Genomic DNA, 21,459 nt, shown 5'->3' with positions numbered 1-21,459 from the left:
GCTGACGCCGTCTGCTGGGCGTGCTCCCTGTACCCCCCTGCGGTCAGAAGGGCGGTGGGTCGTCCTCGGGGTCGTCGCCCGCTGCTGACGTCCCTGCTCCGGTCTGGTCAGCGGCACCGGCTGCGGTCTGGTCGTCGGTCTGCGCGCCGGTCCGGCGTGCGAGGGCTGCGTCGAGTTCGGACTCGATCTCGGCGGCCAGGCGGGCGCGGTCGGCGGTGGCGGCTCGTCTGGCAGCCCGCTGCTCGGGCGTTGGGCTGCGGAACCGCTTCGGGGTGGGTCCGAGGAGGTCGGTGAGGACATCGAGACTGGTGGGTGTCGACATGTCGACCTGGGCGATGCCCGCGGGTCGTGTGGTGCGTGTGCGTCCGCCGGGTGGGGTGACGTGCAGGGTGCCGTCGGGGTCCATGGCGAAGGTCCAGCCCGGTGCATGGGTTTTGAGCCGGTGATGCCGTCGGCACAAGCACACGAGGTTCGTGACGCATGTCGGTCCGCCGGCGGCCGGGTCGTCGTGGTCATAGGTAATCGCGTGGTCGAGGTCGACGTACTCGGCGGGTCTGCTGCAGCCGGGGAACCGGCAGTGCCGGTCCCGCGCTTTCACGAACCGGGTCTGTGCTGCGTTCGGTTCGTAGTCGGCGATCCGGGGTGGTGGTCCGAGACCGGTGCCGCGGCGGAGGGCGGCGCGGGCTTCGGCCGGTGAGGTGATCGCCCGGAGTCGGCCGGTGGCGTCGAGGATCTCGAACCACACGTCCCCGCCCTGGACCCGGCCACGGGCACCGACTGCCAGGAGCGCGTCGTAGCGGGCCAGCAGCTCGGCCACCGCGACCGGGGACACCGGCAGCCCACCGATCGCACCCACACCAGAGCCGGCAGCTGCTCCGTCCAGGGTCGTGTCGGGCCGGTCGGTGTCGATCGCGTCGTCCACGCCGTCGGCGTCAGTCGCCTCGTCCACGTCGTCGGCGTCTGTCGGGGGTTGGTCTGTGGGCGGGTTGGTCAGCGGGCCGAGGTCGTCGAGGTCGGCTCGTAGGGTCAGGTGCCAGCGGGCGGCGGCGACCTCGGCGGGCAGGGGCTCCCAGGGGCGGGTCACCAGCTGGTGGTGGGCGGCGACCCGCAGTTGGCCCATGGCGCGCTCGTCCCCGCCCTTGCGCATGGTGGCGGCCAGGGCGTCGATGACCTCGATCTCCTGGGCGACGTCGGCGGCGTCGGCCAGGTCGGTCCGCAGGGAGGCCAGGCCGTCGCCCTGCCCGATGGTGGTGACGTTCTGCCTGCGCTTGCGGCGCTCGGCCCGCCTGGCCGCCTCGGCCGGGTCCGCGGCGATCACCGCGCCGCCGATCCGGTCGGCCAACGGGGTCGGACCGATGCCCTCGGCGATCCAGCCGAGGCCTTGAGCGGCAATGGTGTCCACCAGGTCGTCGGCCAGGCCGCCGCCGGCGGACTGCTTGCGGTCGGCCAGCGTGTCCACGAGCACCTGGCAGCGGCGTACGTCGATCACCCCGTCGGCCGCGGCGGCCCACACCTGGGGGAGCTGCTCGACCAGTGCTCGTTGCTTGGCGACCAGCGAGGAGGCGGACCCGACGCTGATCCCCAGCACGACGGCGACCTCGTCGGCCACCCAGTCATCGGGACGGTCGCGATCTGCCGGATCATCGCGGCGGGCGCCGGGCAGCGGTTCCTGCGCCGGCTGCAGCTCGGCCAGGCGGGCGATGGCCGCGGCCTGCAGGGCGTGCAGCTGGGCTTGGGCGTCGGCGACGTCACGCAGCACCGCGTGCACTCTTGCCCGGCCGGTGTCGGGGGTGACCAGCAGCTCGGACAGTCGGGTCGGTCGCAGGGTGGCGCCTGCGGGCGCGAGGCCGGCGGCGATGCGGGTCGCCTGCTCGGCCTCCAGCACCGCTGCGCGGGCGGCGGCCGATGCGAAGACCTCGACCTGGGCGATGCCCACCGACAGCCCCATCCGGGTCTCGACCGCCTGCTGCTGCACCGCTGTCACCGCCTCGCGCCGTTCGAATGTGTGTTCGAAGTCTAGCGGCACCTGAGCGGACTGGCAAGGTGAATCCGCAGCTCAGCGCCTCGTCCACAAGGTCTGGTGCGAATGTCGGAGGTGGTGGGCAGGATGAGCGGGTGACCACGCCCGAGGAGCTGCTGTGCCACGCCCGCACGGAGACCAGAGCCCAGATCGCGGCGCTCACCGCGGACTACGAGGCCGTCGTCGAGGCCTCCCGGGGTTCCAACGCCGACGACGAGCACGACCCGGAGGGGCAGACGATCGGCTTCGAGCGCGCGCAGCTCGGCGCGGTCCTGGACCAGGCCCGCACCCGCCTCGCCGAGCTCGACGCAGCGGTGTCCCGGGTCGCCGACGGCAGCTACGGCCGCTGCGAGGTCTGCGGCGCGCCGATCGGGGAGGCCCGCCTGCAGGCCCGTCCCGCCGCACGCACCTGCATCGACCACGCCTGACCACAGGCGGCCCGTGCGGAGGTCAGCGGTGCGTGGCGGGGGTGTCCCCGTGCCGGGCGGGCGGCGTCCGCTCGATCCACCCCGCGGCCCGGGCCAGCGCCGCCGACAGCGTCCGGGCGACCAGCCCCGGGCGCTGACCGGCCCGGGCGTCGGCGAGGGCGTCGGCGAGGGCGTCCAAGTGGTCCCTGCTCCGGTCGAGGACGGACAGCGGCAGACCCGAGAGGGCGTTGCCGGGCGGTCGTCGGGCCACCGTCGGGTGCGGTCGGGTGGGCGACACGCGGCTGACCACCGCCCACGCCAGGCCGAGTCGGCGGAGGGCCGCGTCGTCCAGCCGCTCGCGCAGGCGGGGGAACAGCTCGTCCTCCTCGTCCCGCACGTCCTCGCGCAGCACGGTGGTCAGCCGGTCGAGCAGCGCCGCCCGGGCCGGGTCGTCGTCGGACATCTCCTCCAGCGAGCTGACCAGGTCGTTGACCTCCTGGTGCTCCCGCTCCACCTGCGTGGTCAGGTCCTCGCCGTCGGGCAGCACCCGCCGGAGGACCGGCCAGAGCACCGTCTCCTCGGCGAACGCATGGCTGAACACGAGACGGTCGATGCGGCGCAGGACCCGACGCTGCTCGGCGCCGGTGGTGCCGGACAGCTCGTGCAGCAGCCGGTCGAGCTCGACGTGGTCGGCCCGCTGGCGCGACAGGACACTGCCCGGTCCGCCGAGCTCGGCGACGGGACGATCGGCGATGGAGGGGAGGGGCGGCACGGACGACCTCGCAGGGACGGCGCGGGGCGGCCTCGCTCTGGACCTCCCGCGGGGTGCCCGGATCGGCCACGTCGACAAACCCGGGCGGACCGACGGGGCAGGATCGGCCCGTGGACCCTGCCGTGCACCTCGTCCGGTCGACCGGGCTGTCCGACGTCGCCGAGTACGCCTACGCCGCCACCGTGGCGCCCGGCGCGCGCCTGGTGTTCCCGGCCGGGGCGTGTCCGCTGGACGACACCGGAGCCACCGTCGCACCGGGCGACGTCGCTGCCCAGGCGGCCCGGTGCGTGGCCAACCTGGAGGTCGCCCTCCGCGCTGCCGGGGCCGGCCTCACCGACGTCGTCAGCACCCGCGTCCTGGTCGCCACCACCCGGCAGAGCGACCTGGTGACCGCCTGGGAGGTGGTCCGGGACGCCTTCGGCGAGCACGAGGTCCCCAGCACGCTGCTCGGCGTCACCGTCCTCGGCTACGACGACCAGCTGGTCGAGGTCGAGGCGGTGGCCGCCGTCCTCGATTCCGCCTGAGAACCCTCAGAGCCGCTGCGCGACCCCGACGGCGGCCACCACCAGGACGACGGCGCCCAGCAGCCGGCGGAACGGGTTGACCCCGCGGACCACCTCGTCGACGGCCCACCAGGCCAGCGCCGCCCGGGTGCCGGCGTACAGCCAGACCGGGTCGCCCGGCACCACCCACCCCAGGGCCGTGAGCAGCACGAACGTCCAGGCCGACGTGTTCGGCCACTGCGCCACCACCCAGCGGTCCCCGGTCGAGGTGCGGTCCCGGAGCAACCAGGACAGCGCGGCCCTCACCGCTCGGTCACGAGCCCGGCGGGGTCGGTGAACAGCAGCGCTCCCGGGGTCGCACCACACAGCGCGTCGGCGGCCAGCACCACCGCGGCCGCCGTCCACGTGGTGCGCTCGACCGGCCAGATCGCGTCGTCGGCGAACACGTAGCCGGTCCAGTACCCGCCGTCCTCGGCCCGCAGGTGCTGCATCGCGGCCAGCTGCTCGGTGGCCGCGTCGGTCTGCCCGGCCGCGGCCAGCGCCATCGACAGCTCGCAGGTCTCCGCCCCGGTCACCCACGGCCGGTCGGCGACGCACCGCGCGCCCAGCCCGGGGACGACGAAGGCGTCCCACGACGACGCCAACCGGTCCAGGGCCGCAGCGCCGGTCAGCGCCCCGCCCAGCACCGGGTAGTACCAGTCCATCGAGAACCGGGACCGGTCGGCGAACGCCTCCGGGCGAGCGGACAGCGCCTGCTGCAGGGCGTCCACCGCCGCCGTCCAGCGCGGCCGTTCCTCGCCGACCAGCGCGGCCAGCCCCACCCCGCAGCGCAGCGCCTGCAGCAGCGACGACGAGCCGGTGACCAGCGCGACGTCGTCCGCCGTCCCGTCCGGGCGCAGCGCCCACCCGATCGCGCCGGTGCCCAGCTGCATGGCGCAGACCAGGTCCAGCGCCCGGGACACCGCTGCCCACCAGCGGCCGCCCGAGGTGCCGGTGACCAGCGCGTGGTGCAGCGCCCCGACCGCCAGGTAGCCGGCGTGGTTGCTCTCGACCCCGGGCTCGGTCACCGCGCCGGACCGCCACTGCGAGGGGAACCCACCCGAGGGCAGCTGCCGGGCGCACAACCAGTCCAGCGCGGCGGCCCCGGCGTCCGGCCGCCCGCCCGCGGTCAGCGCCATCGCCGCCTCGACGGAGTCCCAGGCGTCCAGCTGACCGCCCCGCCACCACGGCAGCATCCCGTCGGACCCCTGCTCGGCGGCGATCGCGGCCACGGTCGCGGCCACCTCCGCCCCGCCGAGCACCCCGGGGACCTCCGGCAGCAGGCTCACGACCAGGGCTTGGTCGCGTAGACCACCAGGCTCTTGCCGATCACCGGGTCCAGCACGCGCTCGGCCGCCCGGGTCACCCACGGGCGCTCCGTGAGGTCCCACACGAGCAGCCGGTGGTAGGCCCGCACCACGGCGGGGGAGCGGTCCACGCCGACCGCGCACTTGAGCCACCAGTACGGCGCGTGCAGCGCGTGCGCGTGGTGGCTGGCCCCGGGCACCAGGCCGGCGGCGGCCAGCTTCGCCCGGACCTCGGTCTGCCGGTAGATCCGGATGTGACCGCCCTCGTTGGCGTGGTAGCTGTCCGACAGCGCCCAGCACACCGCCTCCGGCCCGAAGCGCGGCACGGTCACCGCGACCCGCCCGCCGGGCCGGAGGACGCGGGCGATCTCGGCGAACGCGGTCGCGTCGTCCGGGATGTGCTCGAGCACCTCGGAGGCGATCACCCGGTCCACCGACGCCGTCGGCACCGGCAGGTGCAGCAGGTCGCCGCGCACCGCGGTCGCGGACGCCCCGACCGGTGCCTCGCCGGCGGCCCCGATCGCACCCAGCCAGTGCTGCGTCGTCGTCACCTCGTCGGTGCCCCAGTCGAGGGCGACCACGTCCGCCCCCCGCCGGTAGGCCTCGAAGGCGTGCCGGCCCTCGCCGCACCCCAGGTCCAGCACCTTGTGCCCGGCCCGGACGTCGAGCTGGTCGTAGTCGATCGTCAGCACCGTGCCAGCACCTGCTCGTACCAGTCGGCGGTCCGGACGGCGGTCGACCGCCAGGTGAAGTTCTCCAGCACCCGGGTGCGGCCCGCCCGGCCGAGCTGCTCCTGCAGACCCCGGTGGTCGAGCACCAGGGCCAGCGCCCCGGCCAGCCGGTCGACGTCCCCGGCGGGCACCTGCACCGCGGCGTGCGAGCCGACGACCTCGGGCAGCGCGCCGGCGTCGGTGGTGACCAGCGGCGTCGCGCAGGCCATGGCCTCGACCGCCGGCAGCGAGAACCCCTCGTACAGGGAGGGGACGACGGCGACCGTCGCGCGCTGCAGCAGCGCGACGAGGTCGGCCTGCGGGAGCGGGCCGGTGAACGTCACCGCGCCGTGCAGCGACAGCCGCTCCACCGCGGTCGCGGCCAGTCCGCCGGCCTTGGCGGACCCGACGACGGTCAGCCGCACCTCGCGCTCGGTGCGCAGCTTGGCGACCGCCTCGAGCAGGGGAACCAGCCCCTTGAGCGGGACGTCGGCCGACGTGGTGACGACGACGTGGTCGGCGTCCCGCGGGGCGGTCGGCGGGGTGAAGTCGTCGGGGTCGATGCCCACCGGGATGACCTCGACCCGCGCCGCGGGCACCCCCATCAGCCGCTCGATGTCGCGCTGCGAGCTGGTGGAGACGGTGGTGATCGCCGGCAGCCGGCGGGCGACCTTGGCCTGCATGCCGGTGAACGCGTACCAGCGGCGCAGCGTGAGGGACCGGCGGAACGAGGCGGCGGCCAGCTCGAGGTCGCGGTCGATCGCGACGGGGTGGTGGATGGTCGCCACCGTCGGCAACCCGGTGCGCAGCAGGCCCCATCCCAGGGACTGGTTGTCGTGGACGATGTCGAACCGGTTCCCGCGCAGCCACCGCGCTGCCCGGAGCGAGAAGGTCAGCGGCTCGGGGAAGGCGGCGGTGCACATGGCTGCGTACTCGGCGACGTCGACCCAGTCGCGGAACTCACGCAGGTGCGGGCGGCGGAACGGGTCGGGCTCGCGGTACAGGTCCAGGCTCGGCAGGCGGGTGAGCGGGACGCCGTCGTCCAGCTCGGGGTAGGGCTGGCCGCTCACCACCTCGACCCGGTGGCCGAGCTCGCGCAGCTCGCGGGACAGCGCCCGCACGTAGACGCCCTGCCCGCCGCTGTGCGGCTTGGAGCGGTAGGACAGCAGTGCGATGCGCAGCGACCGTCCCATGGCTCGGACTGTATCCAGCGGGGGTGACAGGTCCGTGCGAGCGCCTACCGTGGGGTGATGCGCCGCACCCCGCTCCTGCTCGCCGCCGCCTCCGCCTCCCTCCTCCTCGCCGGCTGCGGCGCGGCCACCAGCGACGCCGCGCCCCCGGTCGCCCCCGCCGCGGCCACGCAGGACGCCCCGGCGCTGGCCGACGGTCTGCTGCCGGCCGAGCAGTTCGCCCCCGGCAGCACGGTCACCGGGGTCACCGCCGACGACCTGGCCGGTGCGCTGGGCGCCGCGGCCGGCCACGACCCCGGCCAGGTGACGATCACCCCGTCGACGTGCACCGACGCGCTGGACGCCGCCCGCGCCGCGCTCGGCGACCCGGCCGACGTCGACGACGCCGCCGGGCAGTACGCCCAGGTCGGCTTCGGCGGCACCGCCGAGCTGCTCAGCACCGGCGGGCCCGCGCAGACCGCCGTCGGCACGCTCGCCGACGCCGTGGCCGCCTGCCCGACCGCGACCCTGGCTACCGACCGGGGCCAGGCCGTGGTCACCTTCGGCGCCGTGACCCGGCCCGACCTCGGCGACGACGCGGTCGTCGTCCCGGTCTCGGTGACGCTGTCCGGCGGCCCGGTCAGCGGCGGCTCCGCCCTGCTCGGCCTGGTCTCCGACGGCGACCGACTGCTGGCCCTGGCCACCGGCGCGGTGGGCACCACCGTCCCGGACCAGGCAGCCTTCGAGGCCCTGCTGGCCGGCGCGCAGCAGCACGCCGCCGACACCCTCGGCTGAGCCACCGGGCGGGGCCCGTGGTCGGATGGCGGGTGTGAGCCTCCCGCGTCGCCTGCCCCTCGCCCTGGCCGCCGCCTCGCTTCTGCTGGCCGGCTGCACCTCCACGGTCGAGGGGACGGCGACGCCCTCGCCGACCACCGCCCCGGAGTCCACCGCCACCCCGGACGGGACCGACGACCCCGACGGGCTGGCCGCCGGCCTCCTCCCGGAGGACGCGTTCGGGCCCGGCGCCCAGGTCGTACCGGTGAGCGAGGCCGACGTGCGCGCCGGGGCCGCGGTCGGGGCCGACCTGGACGGCGCCACGATCACCCCCGAGTCGTGCGCCCAGGCGATCCAGCAGAGCCAGCCCTCGGTCGACGACCTGGAGGACTTCGCCGCGCAGTCGGCGACCACCGGCACGACCGTGGTTGCGCAGCTGCTGACCGTGGGGACGCCGGGCGACCCGGTCGCCGACCTCACCGCGTCGGCCGGCACCTGCCCGCAGGCCACCATCAGCTCGCCCCAGATCGGGACGGCGACCCTCACCTTCTCCGTGCTGGACGTCCCCGACCTCGGCGACGGCTCGGCCGGGCTGGCCTACACGACCACGGTGACCGGCCCCGACGGCGCCCAGATCTCGGTGCCCGCGCTGATCGGCGTGGCCGTGGACGGCGACCGGTTGCTCACCCTGGTCAGCACCAGCCTCGGCGGCACGGTCGACCCGGTCGCGTTCGGCGACCTCCTGCAGGAGGCCTTCGACCACCAGGCCGACGCGCTGGACTAGCAGGTCGGCCGGCGCGCTGCCCGCCGCCGTCCACACCGGGCACCCCGGTCCACAGGTCGTGCCGGCCCCCGCCGGGAGGCCGGGACGGCCGCCAGGGTGGGTGCATGCCCCTCGACGAGATCCCCGCCGTCCGGCTCGGCACCGGTCCCGACCTGGCTGCGGCGCTCCCGCAGCTGCTGGGCTTCGTGCCCTCGGAGTCCCTGGTCCTGGTCGCCCTCACCGGCAGCCCCGCAGCCCGGGTCGGCGTGACCCTGCGGGTCGACCTGCCCGACCCCGCCGACGCCCCGGCGCTGGCCGCGGCGGCGGTCGCCCGCCTGGGGCACGAGCCGCCGGCCGCCGTCGTCGCCCTGGTGGTCACCGAGGCACCCGACGTGCAGGACGGCGACCACGACCCCGGGGACCTGCTCGACCGGCGCCTGCACGACCTGGACCCGGTGGGCCTGCGGCTGCTCCGCACCGCCGGGCTCGACCTCCCCGGCCGCCCTGTGGTGAGCGCGGTGGCCGGAGCCCTCGCCGCGGCCGGGGTGCCGCTGCTCGCGGCGTCCCTGGTGCGGGCCGGCCGGTGCTGGGACTACGACTGCGCGGAGCCCTGCTGCGACCCCGGTGCCGGTCAGCTGCTGCCCGGCGGGACGACGGAGCTGGCCGCGGCCGCGGTGGTGCGCGGCCAGGTCGTGGCCGCCGACCGCGCCGAGCTGGTGGCCCGGCTCGCCCCGGTCGCCGGCCCGGCGGCGGTCGCCGTGGGCCGGGCCTGCGCCGTGGTGGGCGCGGTGCAGGCCGACGCACTGCACCGGCACGGCTGGGAGGCGCTGGCCGACCGGTCGTGGCGGCTGGTGCGCGACGCCGTCGCGGACGCGGGGAGCCGGGCGCCCCGGCCGCTCACCGACGAGGACGTCGCCCGGCTGGGCTGGGCGCTCACCGACCTCGAGGTCCGCGACCAGGCGATGGGCCTGGGCACCGGCCCGACCGGGCCGGCCGCGGAGGCGCTGTGGACCGAGCTGGTCCGGCGGCTGCCGCCACCGCTGGACGCCGCCCCGGCCACGCTGCTGGCCGCCACCGCCTGGGCGCGCGGGGACGGCACGACCGCCGGCATCGCGCTGGACCGCGCGCTGGACAGCCAGCCCACCTACGCGCTGGCCCGCCTCCTGGACCAGGGGCTGGCCGCGGGCCTGCCGCCCGCGGCCGTCCGCGACCTGCTGACCCGGGCCGGCGACCCGGGTGCCCGCTCAGAGCAGCTCGGGGCGTGACCAGTCCCGGCCCTGCACGTGCTCGGCGAGGAAGGCGAGCACCGTCTCGTACCAGACCGTCGCGTTGCCCGGCGTCAGCACCCAGTGGTTCTCGTCCGGGAAGTACAGGAACTTCGACGGGACGCCGCGCTTCTGCAGGTCGTACCAGAGCCGCAGGCCCTCGCCGATCGGCACCCGGTAGTCCTTGTCGCCGTGGATGACCAGCACCGGCGTGGTGATGGCGTCGGCGTACCGGTGCGGCGAGTTCTGCTCGTAGCGCTCCGGCGAGGTCAGCGGGTCGCCGAACTCCTTCTCCCAGTAGAACGCCGCGTCCGTGGCGCCGATGAACCCGTCGAGGTGCCACAGGCTGGCGTGCGTGACGATCGCGTCGAACCGGTCGGTCTGGGTGGCTACCCAGTTGGCCATGTAGCCGCCGAAGGAGCCACCCATGGCCGCCGTCCGGCTCCCGTCGATCTCGGGCAGCTCGACCGCGGCGTCGGTGGCGGCCATCAGGTCGGTGTAGGGCGCCCCGCCCCAGCTGCCCCAGCCGCGGCGGACGAAGTCCTGGCCGAAGCCCTGGGACAGCGCCGGGTTGGGCAGCAGCACCGCATAGCCCTGCGCGGCCATCACCCAGGGCAGCCAGCGCCAGGACCAGGAGTTCCAGCTCATCAGGGGGCCGCCGTGGATCCACAGCAGCAGCGGGGCGGGGGAGTCCGCGGAGGCGCCCTCGGGCAGCACCAGCCAGGACTGCACCTGCACGCCGTCGGCCGCCGTGGCGCGCAGCTCGCGCAGCGTGCCCGGCAGCTCGGCGATCGTGCCCGGGTTGGGCAGCGGCTCGGGCTGCTGGTCGGTGGCCACCGGGTCCAGCCGCACGGGGGCCGCCGGGTGGTCGAACGCCGAGCGCAGCGCGTAGAGCGCGGAGCCGTCGCGAGCCACCTGCAGGTCGGAGTAGGCGCCGTCCCGGGTCATCCGCACCGGTGCCTGGCCCGGCTGCACCCGGAACACGGCGTGCCGGCCGTCGTCGTCGGCCAGGAAGTAGACGGACTCGCCGGCGGCGTCGAACTGCGGGGCCGACGGCCAGCGGTCGAAGCCGGCGGTCAGGTCGGTGACCTCGCCCGAGGCGATGTCCACCACGAGGGCCGTGTAGTCCGGCGGCTCGGCCTGGGTGGTCTCGGACTCCCGGGTGCACACCAGCCGCGTCGAGTCCGGCGACCAGGCGGGCGACCCGACGTCGGCGGCCGGGTCGTCGACCAGCACCCGGGTCTCACCGCTCGCGGTGTCGGTCAGCACCAGCCGGCTGCGGCGGGAGGCCCGCTCGGCGGGGACCTCCTCGGCCCGGGCCAGCCAGCGGCCGTCCGGCGACAGCGCTACGTCGGACCCGGCGCCGTTGGGCGGCAGGGCGTCCGGGGTCAGGTCGCGCCACTCCGGCTGCGTGCCCTCGGCCGGCAGCCGGCCCACCCAGAAGGCGTGCGGCACGGCGGGACCGAGGTCGTGGTCCCAGAACCGCACCGGGTAGCTCTCGTGCAGGATCGCGGTCACCCCGGCGTCCTTGCGGGCGTCCCGGCGGGCGGCGTCGGCCTCGTCGTCGGCGGCGCCGGGGGTGGTCGAGGCGACGACCACGACGTCCCCGCTGTCGGCGGCGACGGTGACCCCGCCGATGCCGTTGCGCCGGGCCAGGACCAGCCGGGCCTCGCCGCCGGCCGCGGGCAGCGCCCACAGTGCGGGCTTGGGCTCGCCGGCGTCCTTGCCGGCGTCGGGGTCCGGCCGGGCCGAGGTGAACAGCAGCGTCCCGTCCGGGGCGAAGACCGGGGCGGACTCACCCGGGGCGCTGCGGGTCAGCTGCCGGGCCGCCGCCGTGCCCGCGGGGTCGATCTCCCACAGGGCCGTCCGCCAGGTCTTCTTGTCGGGCGCCAGGGTGGCCACCGAGGTGACCAGCCGGCGACCGTCGGGGGACAGCGCCAGGCCGCCGAGGCGGGGGACGGCCATGACGTCGGCCGGGCGGGCGAACGGGGTGGGCACCTGCGGGGACTCGGGCACGGCGGCCAGCCTAGCCGCGAGATCGTGAGCCGTGCGAAGGAATCAGCCGGCGGGGACCGGCTCGACCTCCTCGGCCGGGGAGACGAACACGTGCTGGGCCACGCCGGGCGCGAGGACCGTGCCGTCCACGCTGACCGCGCCGTTGGCCAGCGAGGCCCGCACGGTCATGCCCGGCCGGACGCCCTGGTCGGCCAGCGAACGGAGCAGCCGGGTGTCCTCCTGCAGCTGCTCGCTGATCCGGCGGATCACCACGGGGGCACCCTCGGGGGTGGCCGAGGTGGACAGCAGGGTGAGGGTGTCCTGCTGGTCGGTGGTGGTCGCGCCGAGGGCGGCCAGGCCGGGGATGGGGTTGCCGAAGGGGGAGACCTGCGGGTTGCCGAGCAGGGTCAGCAGCTTGCGCTCGACGGCCTCGCTCATCACGTGCTCCCAGCGGCAGGCCTCCTCGTGCACGTCGGCGTAGTCCAGGCCGATGACGTCGACGAGCAGGCACTCGGCCAGCCGGTGCTTGCGCATCACGGCGGTGGCCAGCGCGCGGCCCTCGTCGGACAGGGCCAGGTGGCGGTCGCCCTCGACGCTGAGCAGTCCGTCGCGCTCCATCCGGGCGACGGTCTGGCTCACGGTGGGGCCGCTCTGGTGCAGCCGCTCGGCGATCCGGGCGCGGAGGGGCGTGATGCCCTCCTCCTCCAGCTCGAAGATCGTCCGCAGGTACATCTCGGTGGTGTCGATGAGGTCGTTCACAGCAGGCTCCTCGCGCAGGCGTCTCCGCCCAGCGTACGGGTGCTCCGCCACCCCGAGGGGGCGCGACGAGCCCGGCCGGGCGGTAGCGTCCCGCGGGTGAACAGGCGATGAGGCCGGCTCCGGGCACCACACGATGAGCGACGCGGTCAGCGTCGTCTGGGACGACGCCTACCTGGGCTACACCTGGGGCGGGGACCACCCGATGCACCCGGTGCGGCTGGACCTGACCATGCGGCTGGCCGACACCCTCGGGGTGCTGTCGGGCAACCGGGTCCAGGTCGTCCGGCCGGAGACGGCGGGGGAGGACCTGCTGACCCTGGTCCACGACCCCGGCTACCTGGCCGCCGTCCGCCGCGCCCCCTCGGACCCCACCGGCGTCGGGCACGGGTTGGGCACCACCGACAACCCGGTCTTCGACGGCATCTACGAGTCCTCGGCGCTGATCGCCGGCGGGTCGGTGACCGCCGCCCGGCTGATCCACGAGGGCAAGGCGCAGCACGCGGTGAACATCGCCGGCGGCATGCACCACGCGATGCGGGACGCGGCCAGCGGGTTCTGCGTGTTCAACGACGCCGCGATCGCCATCGCCTGGCTGCTCGGCCAGGGCTACGAGCGGATCGCCTACGTCGACCTCGACGTCCACCACGGGGACGGCGTCCAGGCCGCGTTCTGGAGCGATCCCCGGGTGCTGACGGTGAGCATCCACCAGACCCCGCTCACCCTGTTCCCGGGCACCGGCTACCCCGAGGAGACCGGGGACCCGGTGAAGGCACCGGGGTCCGCGGTCAACCTGGCGCTGCCCAACGGCACCGACGACTCGGGCTGGCTTCGGGCCTTCCATGCCGTCGTCCCCGGTGTCGTGCGGGCCTTCGCCCCGCAGATCCTGGTCACCCAGTGCGGCTGCGACACCCACCACGAGGACCCGATGGCCGACCTCGGGCTCACCGTCGACGGCCAGCGCGCGGCCTACAAGGCCATGCACGAGCTGGCCCACGAGGTCAGCGAGGGCCGCTGGCTGACCCTCGGCGGCGGTGGTTACGGCCTGGTCCGCTGCGTGCCGCGGGCCTGGACCCACCTGATCGCCGAGGCCGCCGGCACCCCGGTGCCCCCCGGCACGGCCATCCCCGACTCCTGGGCGCAGGACGTGCTGTCCAAGGGCCTGCGGATCGAACCGCCGGGCTCGATGACCGAGGGCGGGTGGACCGGGTTCCAGCACTGGGACCCGTTCACCGAGAACCGGGTCGACCGGGCGGTCACCCGCACCCGCAACGCCGCCTACCCGCTGTTCGGCCTGGACCCGGACGACCCCCGTGACTAGCCCCCCGACCGACGACCCGACGGTGCCGGCGCACTCGGTGCCGCCGCCCGGGTGGGAGGCCGACGTGGTGGCCGCCGACGGCGGCACCGTGCACCTGCGCCCGATCACCCCGGAGGACGCCGACGGCATCGTCGGGCTGATGGAGCGCAGCTCCGACCAGACCCGGTACTACCGGTTCTTCGGGCCGATGAAGCGGCTCAGCGACAAGGACCTCTACCGGTTCACCCACGTCGACCACGACCACCGGGTGGCCTTCGTCGTGCTGCTGGGCGAGGAGCTCGTCGGTGTCGGTCGCTACGACCGCTACCCGGGCACCGACGACGCCGAGGTCGCCTTCCTCATCGAGGACGCCCACCAGCGCCGCGGGTTGGGCTCGGTGCTGCTGGAGCACCTGGCCGCCGCCGCCCGCGAGCGGGGCATCACCCGGTTCGTCGCCGAGGTGCTCAGCCAGAACTCCGGCATGGTCCGGGTGTTCCTGGACGCCGGCTACGAGGCGCGGCGCTCCTACGAGGACGGCGTCGTCCACCTCACCTTCCCGATCGCGCCCACCGAGCAGGCGCTGGCGGTGACCTACGAGCGCGAGCAGCGCAGCGAGTCCCGGTCGATCGGCCGGCTGCTCACCCCGGGCTCGGTCGCCGTGGTGGGCGCGAGCAACGACCGCGGCAAGATCGGCCACGCGGTGCTCCGGCACCTGCTCGACCAGGGCTTCGCCGGGCCGATCTACCCGGTCAACCCCGCCGTCCGGCACGTGGCCGGGGTGCCCGCGCACGCCTCCATCGAGGACATCCCGGACGACGTCGACCTGGCCGTCCTCACCGTCCCGGCCGCCGAGGTGCCCGGGGTGGTCGAGGCCTGCCGGCGCAAGCGGGTCAAGGGCCTGGTCGTCATCTCCGGCGGGTTCGGCGAGACCGGCCCCGAGGGCCGCGCCGCCGAGCGGGCGCTGGTCGCCTCCGCCCGGGCCTCGGGCATGCGCGTCGTCGGCCCCAACTGCCTGGGGTTGGTCAACACCGACCCCGCGGTCGGGCTCAACGCCAGCCTGGCGCCCCGGGTGCCCGGCCGCGGCCGGATGGGCTTCTTCGCCCAGTCCGGCGCGCTCGGCGTCATGCTGCTCGAGCGGGCCAGCAACCGCGGCATCGGCCTGTCGAGCTTCGTCTCGGCCGGCAACCGGGCCGACGTCAGCGGCAACGACATGCTGCAGTACTGGGCGACCGACCCGGCCACCGAGGTCGTGCTGCTGCACCTGGAGAGCTTCGGCAACCCGCGCAAGTTCGCCCGGCTGGCCCGCCGGGTCGGCCGCACCAAGCCCGTCGTCGCGGTGAAGAGCGGCCGGCACGTGGGCATGACCGCCGGGCTGGCCGGCACCAGCGTCGCGGTGACCGAGCAGTCGGTCGCCGCGCTGTTCGCCTCCGCCGGGGTGATCCGGGTGCAGACGCTGGCCGAGCTGTTCGACGTGGGCACCCTGCTGGCCCACCAGCCGCTGCCGGCCGGTGGCCGGGTGGCGATCGTCGGCAACTCGACCGCCGTCGGCGTGCTGGTGGCCGACGCCGTCCTGGAGCAGGGGCTGTCCCTGGCCCACGAGCGACCGGTCGACATCGGCACCGCCGCGCCGCCGGAGGAGCTCCGGGCCGCGCTGCAGGCCGCGCTGGACGACGAGGGCGTGGACGCCGTCGTCGCGGTCTACCTCCCGGCCCTGGTGCACGACACCGCGCCCTACGGCCGGGTGCTCCGGGAGATCTCGGCCCGGGCGGAGAAGCCGGTGGTGGCCAACTTCCTGTCCGCCGACGGCATCCCCGACGAGCTGGTGGTCCGCGGCGAGGACGGGATGCCCGCCCGCGGGTCGGTGCCGTCGTTCTCCACCCCGGAGCGGGCGGTCATCGCGCTGGCCCGGGTGTCGGAGTACGCCGACTGGCGCCGCCGTCCGGCCGGCGAGGTCCCGGAGCTGACCGGCGTCGACGAGGCCGCGGCGAAGGACGTCGTCCTGGGCGCGCTGGCCGAGGGCGGGGGCCGGGAGCTCACCGACGACGAGGTCATCGCACTGCTCGGCGCCTACGGGGTGCCGCTGCTGCGCACCCGCCGGGCCGACGACGCCGAGGCGGCGGTGGCCGCGGCCGAGGAGGTCGGCTACCCGGTCGTGCTCAAGTCGACGGCGCCGTGGCTGCGGCACCGCGCCGACCTCGGCGGCACCCGGCTGGACCTGCGGGACGCCGCCGCGGTGCGGGCCGGGTTCGAGGCGATCCCCTCCGACGACCCGGTGATCGTGCAGGAGATGGCCGCCCCCGGGGTGACCACGGTGGTGGAGGTCGTCGACGACCCCTCGTTCGGCGCGCTGGTGAGCTTCGGCGTCGGCGGCGTGGCCACCGACCTGCTCGGCGACCGGGCGTTCCGCACGCTGCCGCTCACCGACACCGACGCCCGCGAGATGGTCCGCGAACCCCGCGCCTGGCCGCTGCTGGACGGCTACCGCGGCAGCGAGCCGGTCGACGTCGCCGCGCTGGAGGACCTGCTGCTGCGGGTCGCCCGGCTGGCCGACGACCTGCCCGAGGTGCTGGCGCTGTCGCTGGAGCCGGTCATCGTCGGCCCGGCCGACCCGTGGCACGGCGGCCGGTCCCTGGTGGTGGCCGGCGCCGCGGTGCGGGTGGGGCCGCCGACCGCCCGGGTGGACCCCGGTCCGCGCCGGATGTTCTCCACCTGAGGGGCGTCAGCCCAGCACGTTGACCGCCCGGGCCAGCACGAGCAGCACGACGACCAGCGTGATCGTCGACTCCGCGGCCATCGCCGCCTTGGCCTTGTGGGTCAGGGGCAGGACGTCGGTCGGGCTGAACGCGGTGGCGTTGGTGAAGGCCAGGTAGAGGTAGTCGCCGAACCGGGGTTCCCAGTCGGCGGGGGCCAGCCCCGGGGTCTGCATCTGGGCGAACACCAGGTCGGGGTGCTCGTGGGTGCCGGCGGCCCGGGCGGCCGGCCCGCCCCGGTCCAGCTCCCAGAAGACCAGCGCGAAGGTCAGCACCGTGGTCAGCCAGATGCCGGCACCGGCGGCCAGCAGGGTGGTCGCGGCGACGTCCCGGCCCGAGACCAGCTCCCGGACGAGCAGCACCGCCGACCACCCGGTGGACAGCACGATCAGGCCCAGCAGCCCCAGCGACAGCAGCCGCAGCACGGCGGACTCCCGGTCGATCCGCAGCGGGTTGGCCACGACCAGCCCGGCCAGCACGAGCAGCTGGGCCGCGGGCAGCACCAGGCCGAGCTGGGGGGCCAGCCGGTCGGGCAGCAGCACCGGCAGCGCGATGGTGGCGACGAGCGCGAGGGTGGCCGGCCACCGGTGCTCACCCGGCGTGCGGCGCAACCAGGCGGGGCGGGCGGCATCGACCACGGCGGTCATCCTGCCGGGACGCGACGAGACCCCCGACCCGCCGGGCGGCAGGTCGGGGGTCTCGGCACGGCTCACGCGAGGTAGTCGCGCAGGGCGTCGGCCCGGTCGGGCGCGCGCAGCTTGCTCATCGTCTCGCGCTCGATCTGGCGGACCCGCTCGCGGGAGAGGCCGAAGCGCTTGCCGATCTGCTCCAGCGTGCGGGGCTGCTCGCCGTCCAGGCCGAACCGCATGATGACCACGTCGCGCTCGCGGTCCTCCAGGGTGCCCAGCACCGTGCGGACGTCGCCCTTCATCATCTGGAAGGCGACGGCGTCCTCGGCGACGGCCGCGTCGGAGTCCTCGATGAAGTCACCCAGGCGGGAGTCCTCGTCGGCGCCGACGGTCTGGTCGAGGGAGACCAGGTCGCGGCTGTACTCCAGCAGCTCGACGACCCGCTCCTCGGTGAGGTCGAGCTCCAGGCCGAGCTCCTCGGCGGTGGGCTCGCGCTCGAGCTCCTGGTGCATCCGGCGGCGGGTGCGGACCACCTTGTTGACCTGCTCGGCCAGGTGGACGGGCAGCCGGATCGTGCGGCCGCTGTCGGCCATGGCCCGGGTGATCGCCTGCCGGATCCACCACGTCGCGTAGGTGGAGAACTTGAAGCCCTTGGCGTAGTCGAACTTCTCGACCGCGCGGATCAGGCCGACGTTGCCCTCCTGGATGAGGTCCAGGAACGTCATGCCGTGGCCGGTGTAGCGCTTGGCGACCGACACGACGAGGCGGAGGTTGGCCTCCAGCAGGTGCTGCTTGGCGGCCTTGCCGTCGGCGGCCAGCAGCGTGTAGTCGCGCTTCACCGCCGGGGTCAGCTTCTTCTCGGCCAGCAGCCGGCCGGCGTAGAGCCCGGCCTCGATGCGCTTGGCGAGGTCGACCTCCTGCTCGGCGGTGAGCAGCGGTGTCTTGCCGATGGTGTTGAGGTAGACGCGGACCAGGTCCGTGGACACCAGGCCGCTGGTGTCGGGCGTGCGGCGCGGGGCGCGCACGCTCAGGGTGTCGGTGGGGGAGGACTGCGTCAGCGTCACGATGTGTCTTCGTCCTTGCCTCTGGGGTCGGATGGCCGCCGGTCGTGCTGGCCGTCACCCGGGCGTCTTCGGTGCCGGAGGAGGTCCGGGATCGCCGGTCGCCCCTCCGCGGGATCCGTCGTCCCGTGTGGTACGTCCTGCACAACGGACGGGACCGCCCCTGGTGTTCCTGACCGTTCCGTCTCACAGGCCACGTGCAGGTTCCGATACCCCGTCCGGGCGCCGTTGCCCGCCGCGGTGTGGCCGAGATCTCCTGCTCAGGTCTCCAGCAGCAGGGTGAACGGGCCGTCGTTGACCGACGCGACCTGCATGGACGCCCCGAAGACGCCGGTGGCGACGACCGCACCGCGGGCCCGCAGCTCGGCCACGACCGCGTCCACCAGGGGCTCGGCGTCGGGACCCGGCGCGGCGGCGGTCCAGGAGGGACGCCGGCCCTTGCGGGTGTCGCCGTGCAGCGTGAACTGGCTGACCACCAGCACCGGCAGGCCGAGGTCGGCGGCGGAGCGCTCGCCGTCCTCGCCGGGGAAGATCCGCAGCTCGTGCACCTTGCGGGCCAGCTCGCGGGCTCGGGCGGCGCCGTCCTCGACGTCGGTGCGGGCGACCCCCACCAAGGCGAGCAGCCCGGCGCCGATCTCGCCGACGACGGCACCCTCGACGGTCACCGAGGCGCTGGCGACCCGGCTGACGACTGCGCGCATGCCGCCGATCGTGCCCGACGGTCAGCCGACGGACCGGGGCCGGGCGGTGGCGATCGGGGTGCCCACCTCCCGGGGCGACTCCTCGGTGCCCACCTGCTCGGCCACCCCGGCCTGCAGGCACACGATGATGTCCGAGCCCGACGCGGGGCTGCCGGTCTCCCCGCCGACCGGGAGGATGGGTCGGTGGCAGCGGACGGTCTGCCGGGTTCGGTGGTGCGGGCCTGGGTCAGGCACCCCCGGTGGGGCATGGTGGTCAAGGCGGCGGTGGCCGCCTCGCTGGCCTGGGCGCTCGTCCAGCTGGTCCCGGGTGCGGCGGGGGACTACCCCTACTACGCCCCGCTCGGTGCGGTGGTCGCCACGTCGGCGACCCTGGCCCGGTCGGTGCGGGAGGCGACCCAGACGGTCGGGGCGACCGGCCTCTGTGCCGCCGTCGCCCTGGTGGTGGACGGGTTCAGCTACCCGAACGCGGTGACCATCGCGGTCGTCGTCGCGGCCGGCGTCGCGCTGGCCGGGTGGTCCGCGCTCGGGACGTCGGGCACCTGGGTGCCGACCTCGGCCCTGTTCACCCTGATCATCGGGGACGCCGACCCGGTGGGCTACGTGGCCGGCTACGCCGGGCTGACCCTGCTCGGCGCACTCGTGGGGCTCGCGGTCACCGCCGCCTTCCCGCCGCTGCCGATGGTCCCGGCCCAGGCGGAGCTCGACCGGTTGCGCGACCTGCTGGCCGACCAGCTCGAGGACCTGGTCGACGCCCTGCGCCGGGCGTCGCCGCCGGACGAGGCAGGGTGGCGGGCCCGCATGCGGTCGGTCGACCCGGTGCTGTCCCGGATGAGGGACGCCGTCGCCCTCGCCGACCAGGGACGCCGGGGCAACCGTCGGGCCCGGTGGTACGCCGGCGCCGCCGACCGGCTCTACCGACGGGCCAGGGCCCTGGAGAGCCTCGCGTTCCTCGTGGTGGACCTGGTCGAGCTGCTGCGCGAGCACGAGACGGCGGCGGCGGGGTGGGACGACGTCGCCCTCGGCCCCCGGCTGCGGCCGACCACCGCGACCGCGTTGGCGGCGCTGGCCGGCGTGGTGCGGACCGACGACCGGACCGACGACCGGACCGACGACCGGACCGATGACCGCGACGACGACCGCGAGCAGGCGCGCAGCGCGCAGGACGCCGTCGACGACCTGGCCCGGGAGCTCCGGGCCGAGCGGGAGCGCACCGGCCACGACCTGTTCGTCGCCGGCAGCGTGCTGACCACGGTGCGCCGGTCGTTGCACGCCCTGGCCCCGGGCGGGCCCGATCGGCCCACCGCCTGACGGAGGTGCGGCAGACTGCCGGCGTGCCGCAGATCCGCATCGCCCAGGACCCCGCCGCCGACGACCTGCTCGGCCGGGACCCGCTCGCCCTCGTGCTCGGGATGCTGCTGGACCAGCAGTTCCCGATGGAGCGCGCGTTCGCCGGGCCGGCCCTGCTGGCCCAGCGGCTCGGGGTGCAGACGCTGTCGGCCCAGGCCATCGCGGACGCCGACCCCGCGGCGCTGAAGGAGGCGTTCACCGGCCCGCCCGCCGTCCACCGGTACCCCGGCTCGATGGCCGAGCGCGCCCAGGCGGTGTGCCGGCTGCTGGTGGAGCGCTACGACGGCCGGGCCGAGCAGCTGTGGGCCGACGTCCCGGACGGCGCGACCCTGCTGCGCCGGGTCGGCGAGCTGCCGGGGTTCGGCGCGCAGAAGGCGAAGATCCTCGTCGCGCTGCTGGGCAAGCAGTACGGCGTGACGCCGTCCGGCTGGCGCGAGGCGGCCGGCGACTACGGCACGGACGGCGCCCGCCGCTCGGTCGCCGACGTCGTGGACCCCACCAGCCTGGCCGAGGTCCGGGCCTTCAAGCAGCAGGCCAAGGCGGCCGCCAAAGCGAGCTCCAGCAGCTGAAACGGTATTTCCGTCCACGACCGCCCCCCGCTGTCCGGACGGTGGCACCATGGCGGGGGTGACGTCGAGCCGGGAGCCATCCCCCCGCAACGAGCCGGTGCTGATCACCGAGGCGCAACCCAGCCTCGGGGACCAGCACGCCGCGCGGAAGAAGCGCTACGTGGTGACCATGCTGATCCGCATGGTGAGCCTGCTGCTGGCTGCGGCGTTCTACCAGACCGTCTGGCTGATGGCCGTGTTCGCCGTCCTGGGCACCGTGCTGCCGTGGGTCGCCGTGGTCATGGCCAACGACCGGCCGCCGAAGAAGAAGCTCGCCGTCAACCGGTACCAGGTGCCCGCCCCGGACCGGATCCTGGAGAGCCGGGCCGCCAGTGGGCGGGTCATAGACTCGGACGCGTGAGCACCGAGACCCTGGAACGCCCGGACGTCCGCGAAGACACCACCTCGCAGCCGCCGGAGGTCTTCCACTACGTCAAGAAGAACCAGATCGCCGAGAGCGCCGTCATGGGCACGATGGTCGAGGCCCTGTGCGGCGAGGTCTTCCCGGTGACCAAGAGCCCCAAGCCGGGCAGCCCGGTCTGCGAGCCCTGCAAAGAGGTCTACGCCCAGCTGAAGAAGTGAG

22 protein-coding genes are annotated in these 21,459 nt (G+C 75.4%); 11 read left to right on the top strand and 11 right to left on the bottom strand.

Annotation, left to right across the window (positions count from 1 at the left end):
* Positions 1–43: 43 nt before the first annotated feature.
* Entirely contained in the window at positions 44–1,975 is a 1,932-nt protein-coding gene (locus UXQ13_RS17570) for an HNH endonuclease signature motif containing protein (RefSeq protein WP_336392617.1), read from the bottom strand.
* Positions 1,976–2,115: 140 nt separating this feature from the next.
* On the opposite strand from UXQ13_RS17570, the gene UXQ13_RS17565 reads away from it, so the two are divergent.
* Positions 2,116–2,448, top strand: coding sequence for a TraR/DksA family transcriptional regulator (locus UXQ13_RS17565; protein WP_225235321.1), 333 nt, complete (start codon positions 2,116–2,118; stop codon positions 2,446–2,448).
* Positions 2,449–2,470: 22 nt separating this feature from the next.
* On the opposite strand, the gene UXQ13_RS17560 is transcribed toward UXQ13_RS17565, so the two are convergent.
* On the bottom strand, positions 2,471–3,199 hold the full coding sequence (locus tag UXQ13_RS17560) for a hemerythrin domain-containing protein (RefSeq protein ID WP_336392616.1): 729 nt from the start codon (positions 3,197–3,199) through the stop codon (positions 2,471–2,473).
* A gap of 110 nt (positions 3,200–3,309) precedes the next feature.
* On the opposite strand from UXQ13_RS17560, the gene UXQ13_RS17555 reads away from it, so the two are divergent.
* Positions 3,310–3,723 (top strand): RidA family protein, encoded by a 414-nt coding sequence (locus UXQ13_RS17555; RefSeq protein ID WP_225235323.1) that lies wholly within the window; start codon positions 3,310–3,312, stop codon positions 3,721–3,723.
* Between the two features lie 6 nt (positions 3,724–3,729).
* Here the strand turns inward: UXQ13_RS17555 and UXQ13_RS17550 are convergent, their stop codons facing one another.
* The 4 genes from UXQ13_RS17550 to UXQ13_RS17535 are packed head-to-tail and all read right to left on the bottom strand — an operon-like array spanning position 3,730 to position 6,951.
* On the bottom strand, positions 3,730–4,008 hold the full coding sequence (locus UXQ13_RS17550; RefSeq protein ID WP_336392615.1) for a hypothetical protein: 279 nt from the start codon (positions 4,006–4,008) through the stop codon (positions 3,730–3,732).
* Positions 4,005–5,030 carry a prenyltransferase gene (locus UXQ13_RS17545; RefSeq protein WP_336392614.1) on the bottom strand — a complete coding sequence of 342 codons (1,026 nt, stop codon included), beginning with the start codon at positions 5,028–5,030 and terminating at the stop codon, positions 4,005–4,007. The genes UXQ13_RS17550 and UXQ13_RS17545 overlap by 4 nt, the downstream gene beginning before the upstream one ends.
* A complete protein-coding gene (locus UXQ13_RS17540; RefSeq protein WP_225235326.1) occupies positions 5,027–5,740 on the bottom strand; it encodes a class I SAM-dependent methyltransferase in 714 nt (237 codons plus the stop codon). The genes UXQ13_RS17545 and UXQ13_RS17540 overlap by 4 nt, the downstream gene beginning before the upstream one ends.
* Positions 5,734–6,951, bottom strand: coding sequence for a glycosyltransferase family 4 protein (locus tag UXQ13_RS17535; protein ID WP_225235327.1), 1,218 nt, complete (start codon positions 6,949–6,951; stop codon positions 5,734–5,736). The genes UXQ13_RS17540 and UXQ13_RS17535 overlap by 7 nt, the downstream gene beginning before the upstream one ends.
* Positions 6,952–7,008: 57 nt before the next feature.
* On the opposite strand from UXQ13_RS17535, the gene UXQ13_RS17530 reads away from it, so the two are divergent.
* From UXQ13_RS17530 to UXQ13_RS17520, 3 genes are all read left to right on the top strand, one after another.
* A complete protein-coding gene (locus UXQ13_RS17530) occupies positions 7,009–7,722 on the top strand; it encodes a hypothetical protein (RefSeq protein WP_225236130.1) in 714 nt (237 codons plus the stop codon).
* Between the two features lie 34 nt (positions 7,723–7,756).
* Positions 7,757–8,485, top strand: coding sequence for a hypothetical protein (locus UXQ13_RS17525; protein ID WP_225235328.1), 729 nt, complete (start codon positions 7,757–7,759; stop codon positions 8,483–8,485).
* 104 nt (positions 8,486–8,589) lie between these two features.
* Complete coding sequence (locus UXQ13_RS17520; protein ID WP_225235329.1) at positions 8,590–9,729, top strand: DUF4192 domain-containing protein; 1,140 nt, start codon at positions 8,590–8,592, stop codon at positions 9,727–9,729.
* Here the strand turns inward: UXQ13_RS17520 and UXQ13_RS17515 are convergent.
* The gene (locus UXQ13_RS17515) at positions 9,709–11,745 is read right to left on the bottom strand and encodes a S9 family peptidase (RefSeq protein ID WP_225235330.1); all 2,037 of its coding nucleotides are present in this window, start codon (positions 11,743–11,745) and stop codon (positions 9,709–9,711) included. The genes UXQ13_RS17520 and UXQ13_RS17515 overlap by 21 nt on opposite strands.
* A gap of 42 nt (positions 11,746–11,787) precedes the next feature.
* Positions 11,788–12,483 (bottom strand): iron-dependent transcriptional repressor DtxR, encoded by a 696-nt coding sequence (locus UXQ13_RS17510; protein ID WP_225235331.1) that lies wholly within the window; start codon positions 12,481–12,483, stop codon positions 11,788–11,790.
* Positions 12,484–12,616: 133 nt separating this feature from the next.
* Between UXQ13_RS17510 and UXQ13_RS17505 the strand changes: the two genes are divergently transcribed.
* Positions 12,617–13,801: an acetoin utilization protein AcuC gene (locus UXQ13_RS17505; protein WP_225235332.1), complete on the top strand. Its 1,185-nt coding sequence runs from the start codon at positions 12,617–12,619 to the stop codon at positions 13,799–13,801.
* The gene (locus tag UXQ13_RS17500) at positions 13,794–16,493 is read left to right on the top strand and encodes a bifunctional acetate--CoA ligase family protein/GNAT family N-acetyltransferase (protein ID WP_225235333.1); all 2,700 of its coding nucleotides are present in this window, start codon (positions 13,794–13,796) and stop codon (positions 16,491–16,493) included. Before UXQ13_RS17505 ends, UXQ13_RS17500 begins: the two co-directional genes overlap by 8 nt.
* A gap of 6 nt (positions 16,494–16,499) precedes the next feature.
* On the opposite strand, the gene UXQ13_RS17495 is transcribed toward UXQ13_RS17500, so the two are convergent.
* From UXQ13_RS17495 to dtd, 3 genes are all read right to left on the bottom strand, one after another.
* Entirely contained in the window at positions 16,500–17,177 is a 678-nt protein-coding gene (locus UXQ13_RS17495) for a hypothetical protein (RefSeq protein ID WP_225235334.1), read from the bottom strand.
* 62 nt (positions 17,178–17,239) lie between these two features.
* Positions 17,240–18,223 carry an RNA polymerase sigma factor SigB gene (sigB, locus tag UXQ13_RS17490; RefSeq protein ID WP_318250035.1) on the bottom strand — a complete coding sequence of 328 codons (984 nt, stop codon included), beginning with the start codon at positions 18,221–18,223 and terminating at the stop codon, positions 17,240–17,242.
* 257 nt (positions 18,224–18,480) lie between these two features.
* Positions 18,481–18,921, bottom strand: a complete 441-nt coding sequence (dtd, locus tag UXQ13_RS17485; RefSeq protein WP_225235335.1) for a D-aminoacyl-tRNA deacylase — start codon at positions 18,919–18,921, stop codon at positions 18,481–18,483.
* Between the two features lie 183 nt (positions 18,922–19,104).
* On the opposite strand from dtd, the gene UXQ13_RS17480 reads away from it, so the two are divergent.
* Genes UXQ13_RS17480 through UXQ13_RS17465 form a run of 4 tightly spaced genes read left to right on the top strand, consistent with a single transcriptional unit; the run spans position 19,105 to position 21,458 of the window.
* Positions 19,105–20,229, top strand: coding sequence for an aromatic acid exporter family protein (locus UXQ13_RS17480; protein ID WP_225235336.1), 1,125 nt, complete (start codon positions 19,105–19,107; stop codon positions 20,227–20,229).
* A gap of 23 nt (positions 20,230–20,252) precedes the next feature.
* Positions 20,253–20,837 (top strand): HhH-GPD-type base excision DNA repair protein, encoded by a 585-nt coding sequence (locus UXQ13_RS17475; RefSeq protein ID WP_336392613.1) that lies wholly within the window; start codon positions 20,253–20,255, stop codon positions 20,835–20,837.
* Between the two features lie 58 nt (positions 20,838–20,895).
* Positions 20,896–21,237 carry a DUF3099 domain-containing protein gene (locus UXQ13_RS17470; RefSeq protein ID WP_336392612.1) on the top strand — a complete coding sequence of 114 codons (342 nt, stop codon included), beginning with the start codon at positions 20,896–20,898 and terminating at the stop codon, positions 21,235–21,237.
* A complete protein-coding gene (locus UXQ13_RS17465; RefSeq protein WP_091249592.1) occupies positions 21,234–21,458 on the top strand; it encodes a DUF3039 domain-containing protein in 225 nt (74 codons plus the stop codon). The genes UXQ13_RS17470 and UXQ13_RS17465 overlap by 4 nt, the downstream gene beginning before the upstream one ends.
* The last annotated feature ends 1 nt before the right edge of the window (position 21,459 follow it).

Source organism: Klenkia terrae (assembly GCF_037083865.1).
GTDB lineage: Bacteria > Actinomycetota > Actinomycetes > Mycobacteriales > Geodermatophilaceae > Klenkia > Klenkia terrae.
This window is presented reverse-complemented; position numbering and strand designations above follow the sequence as displayed.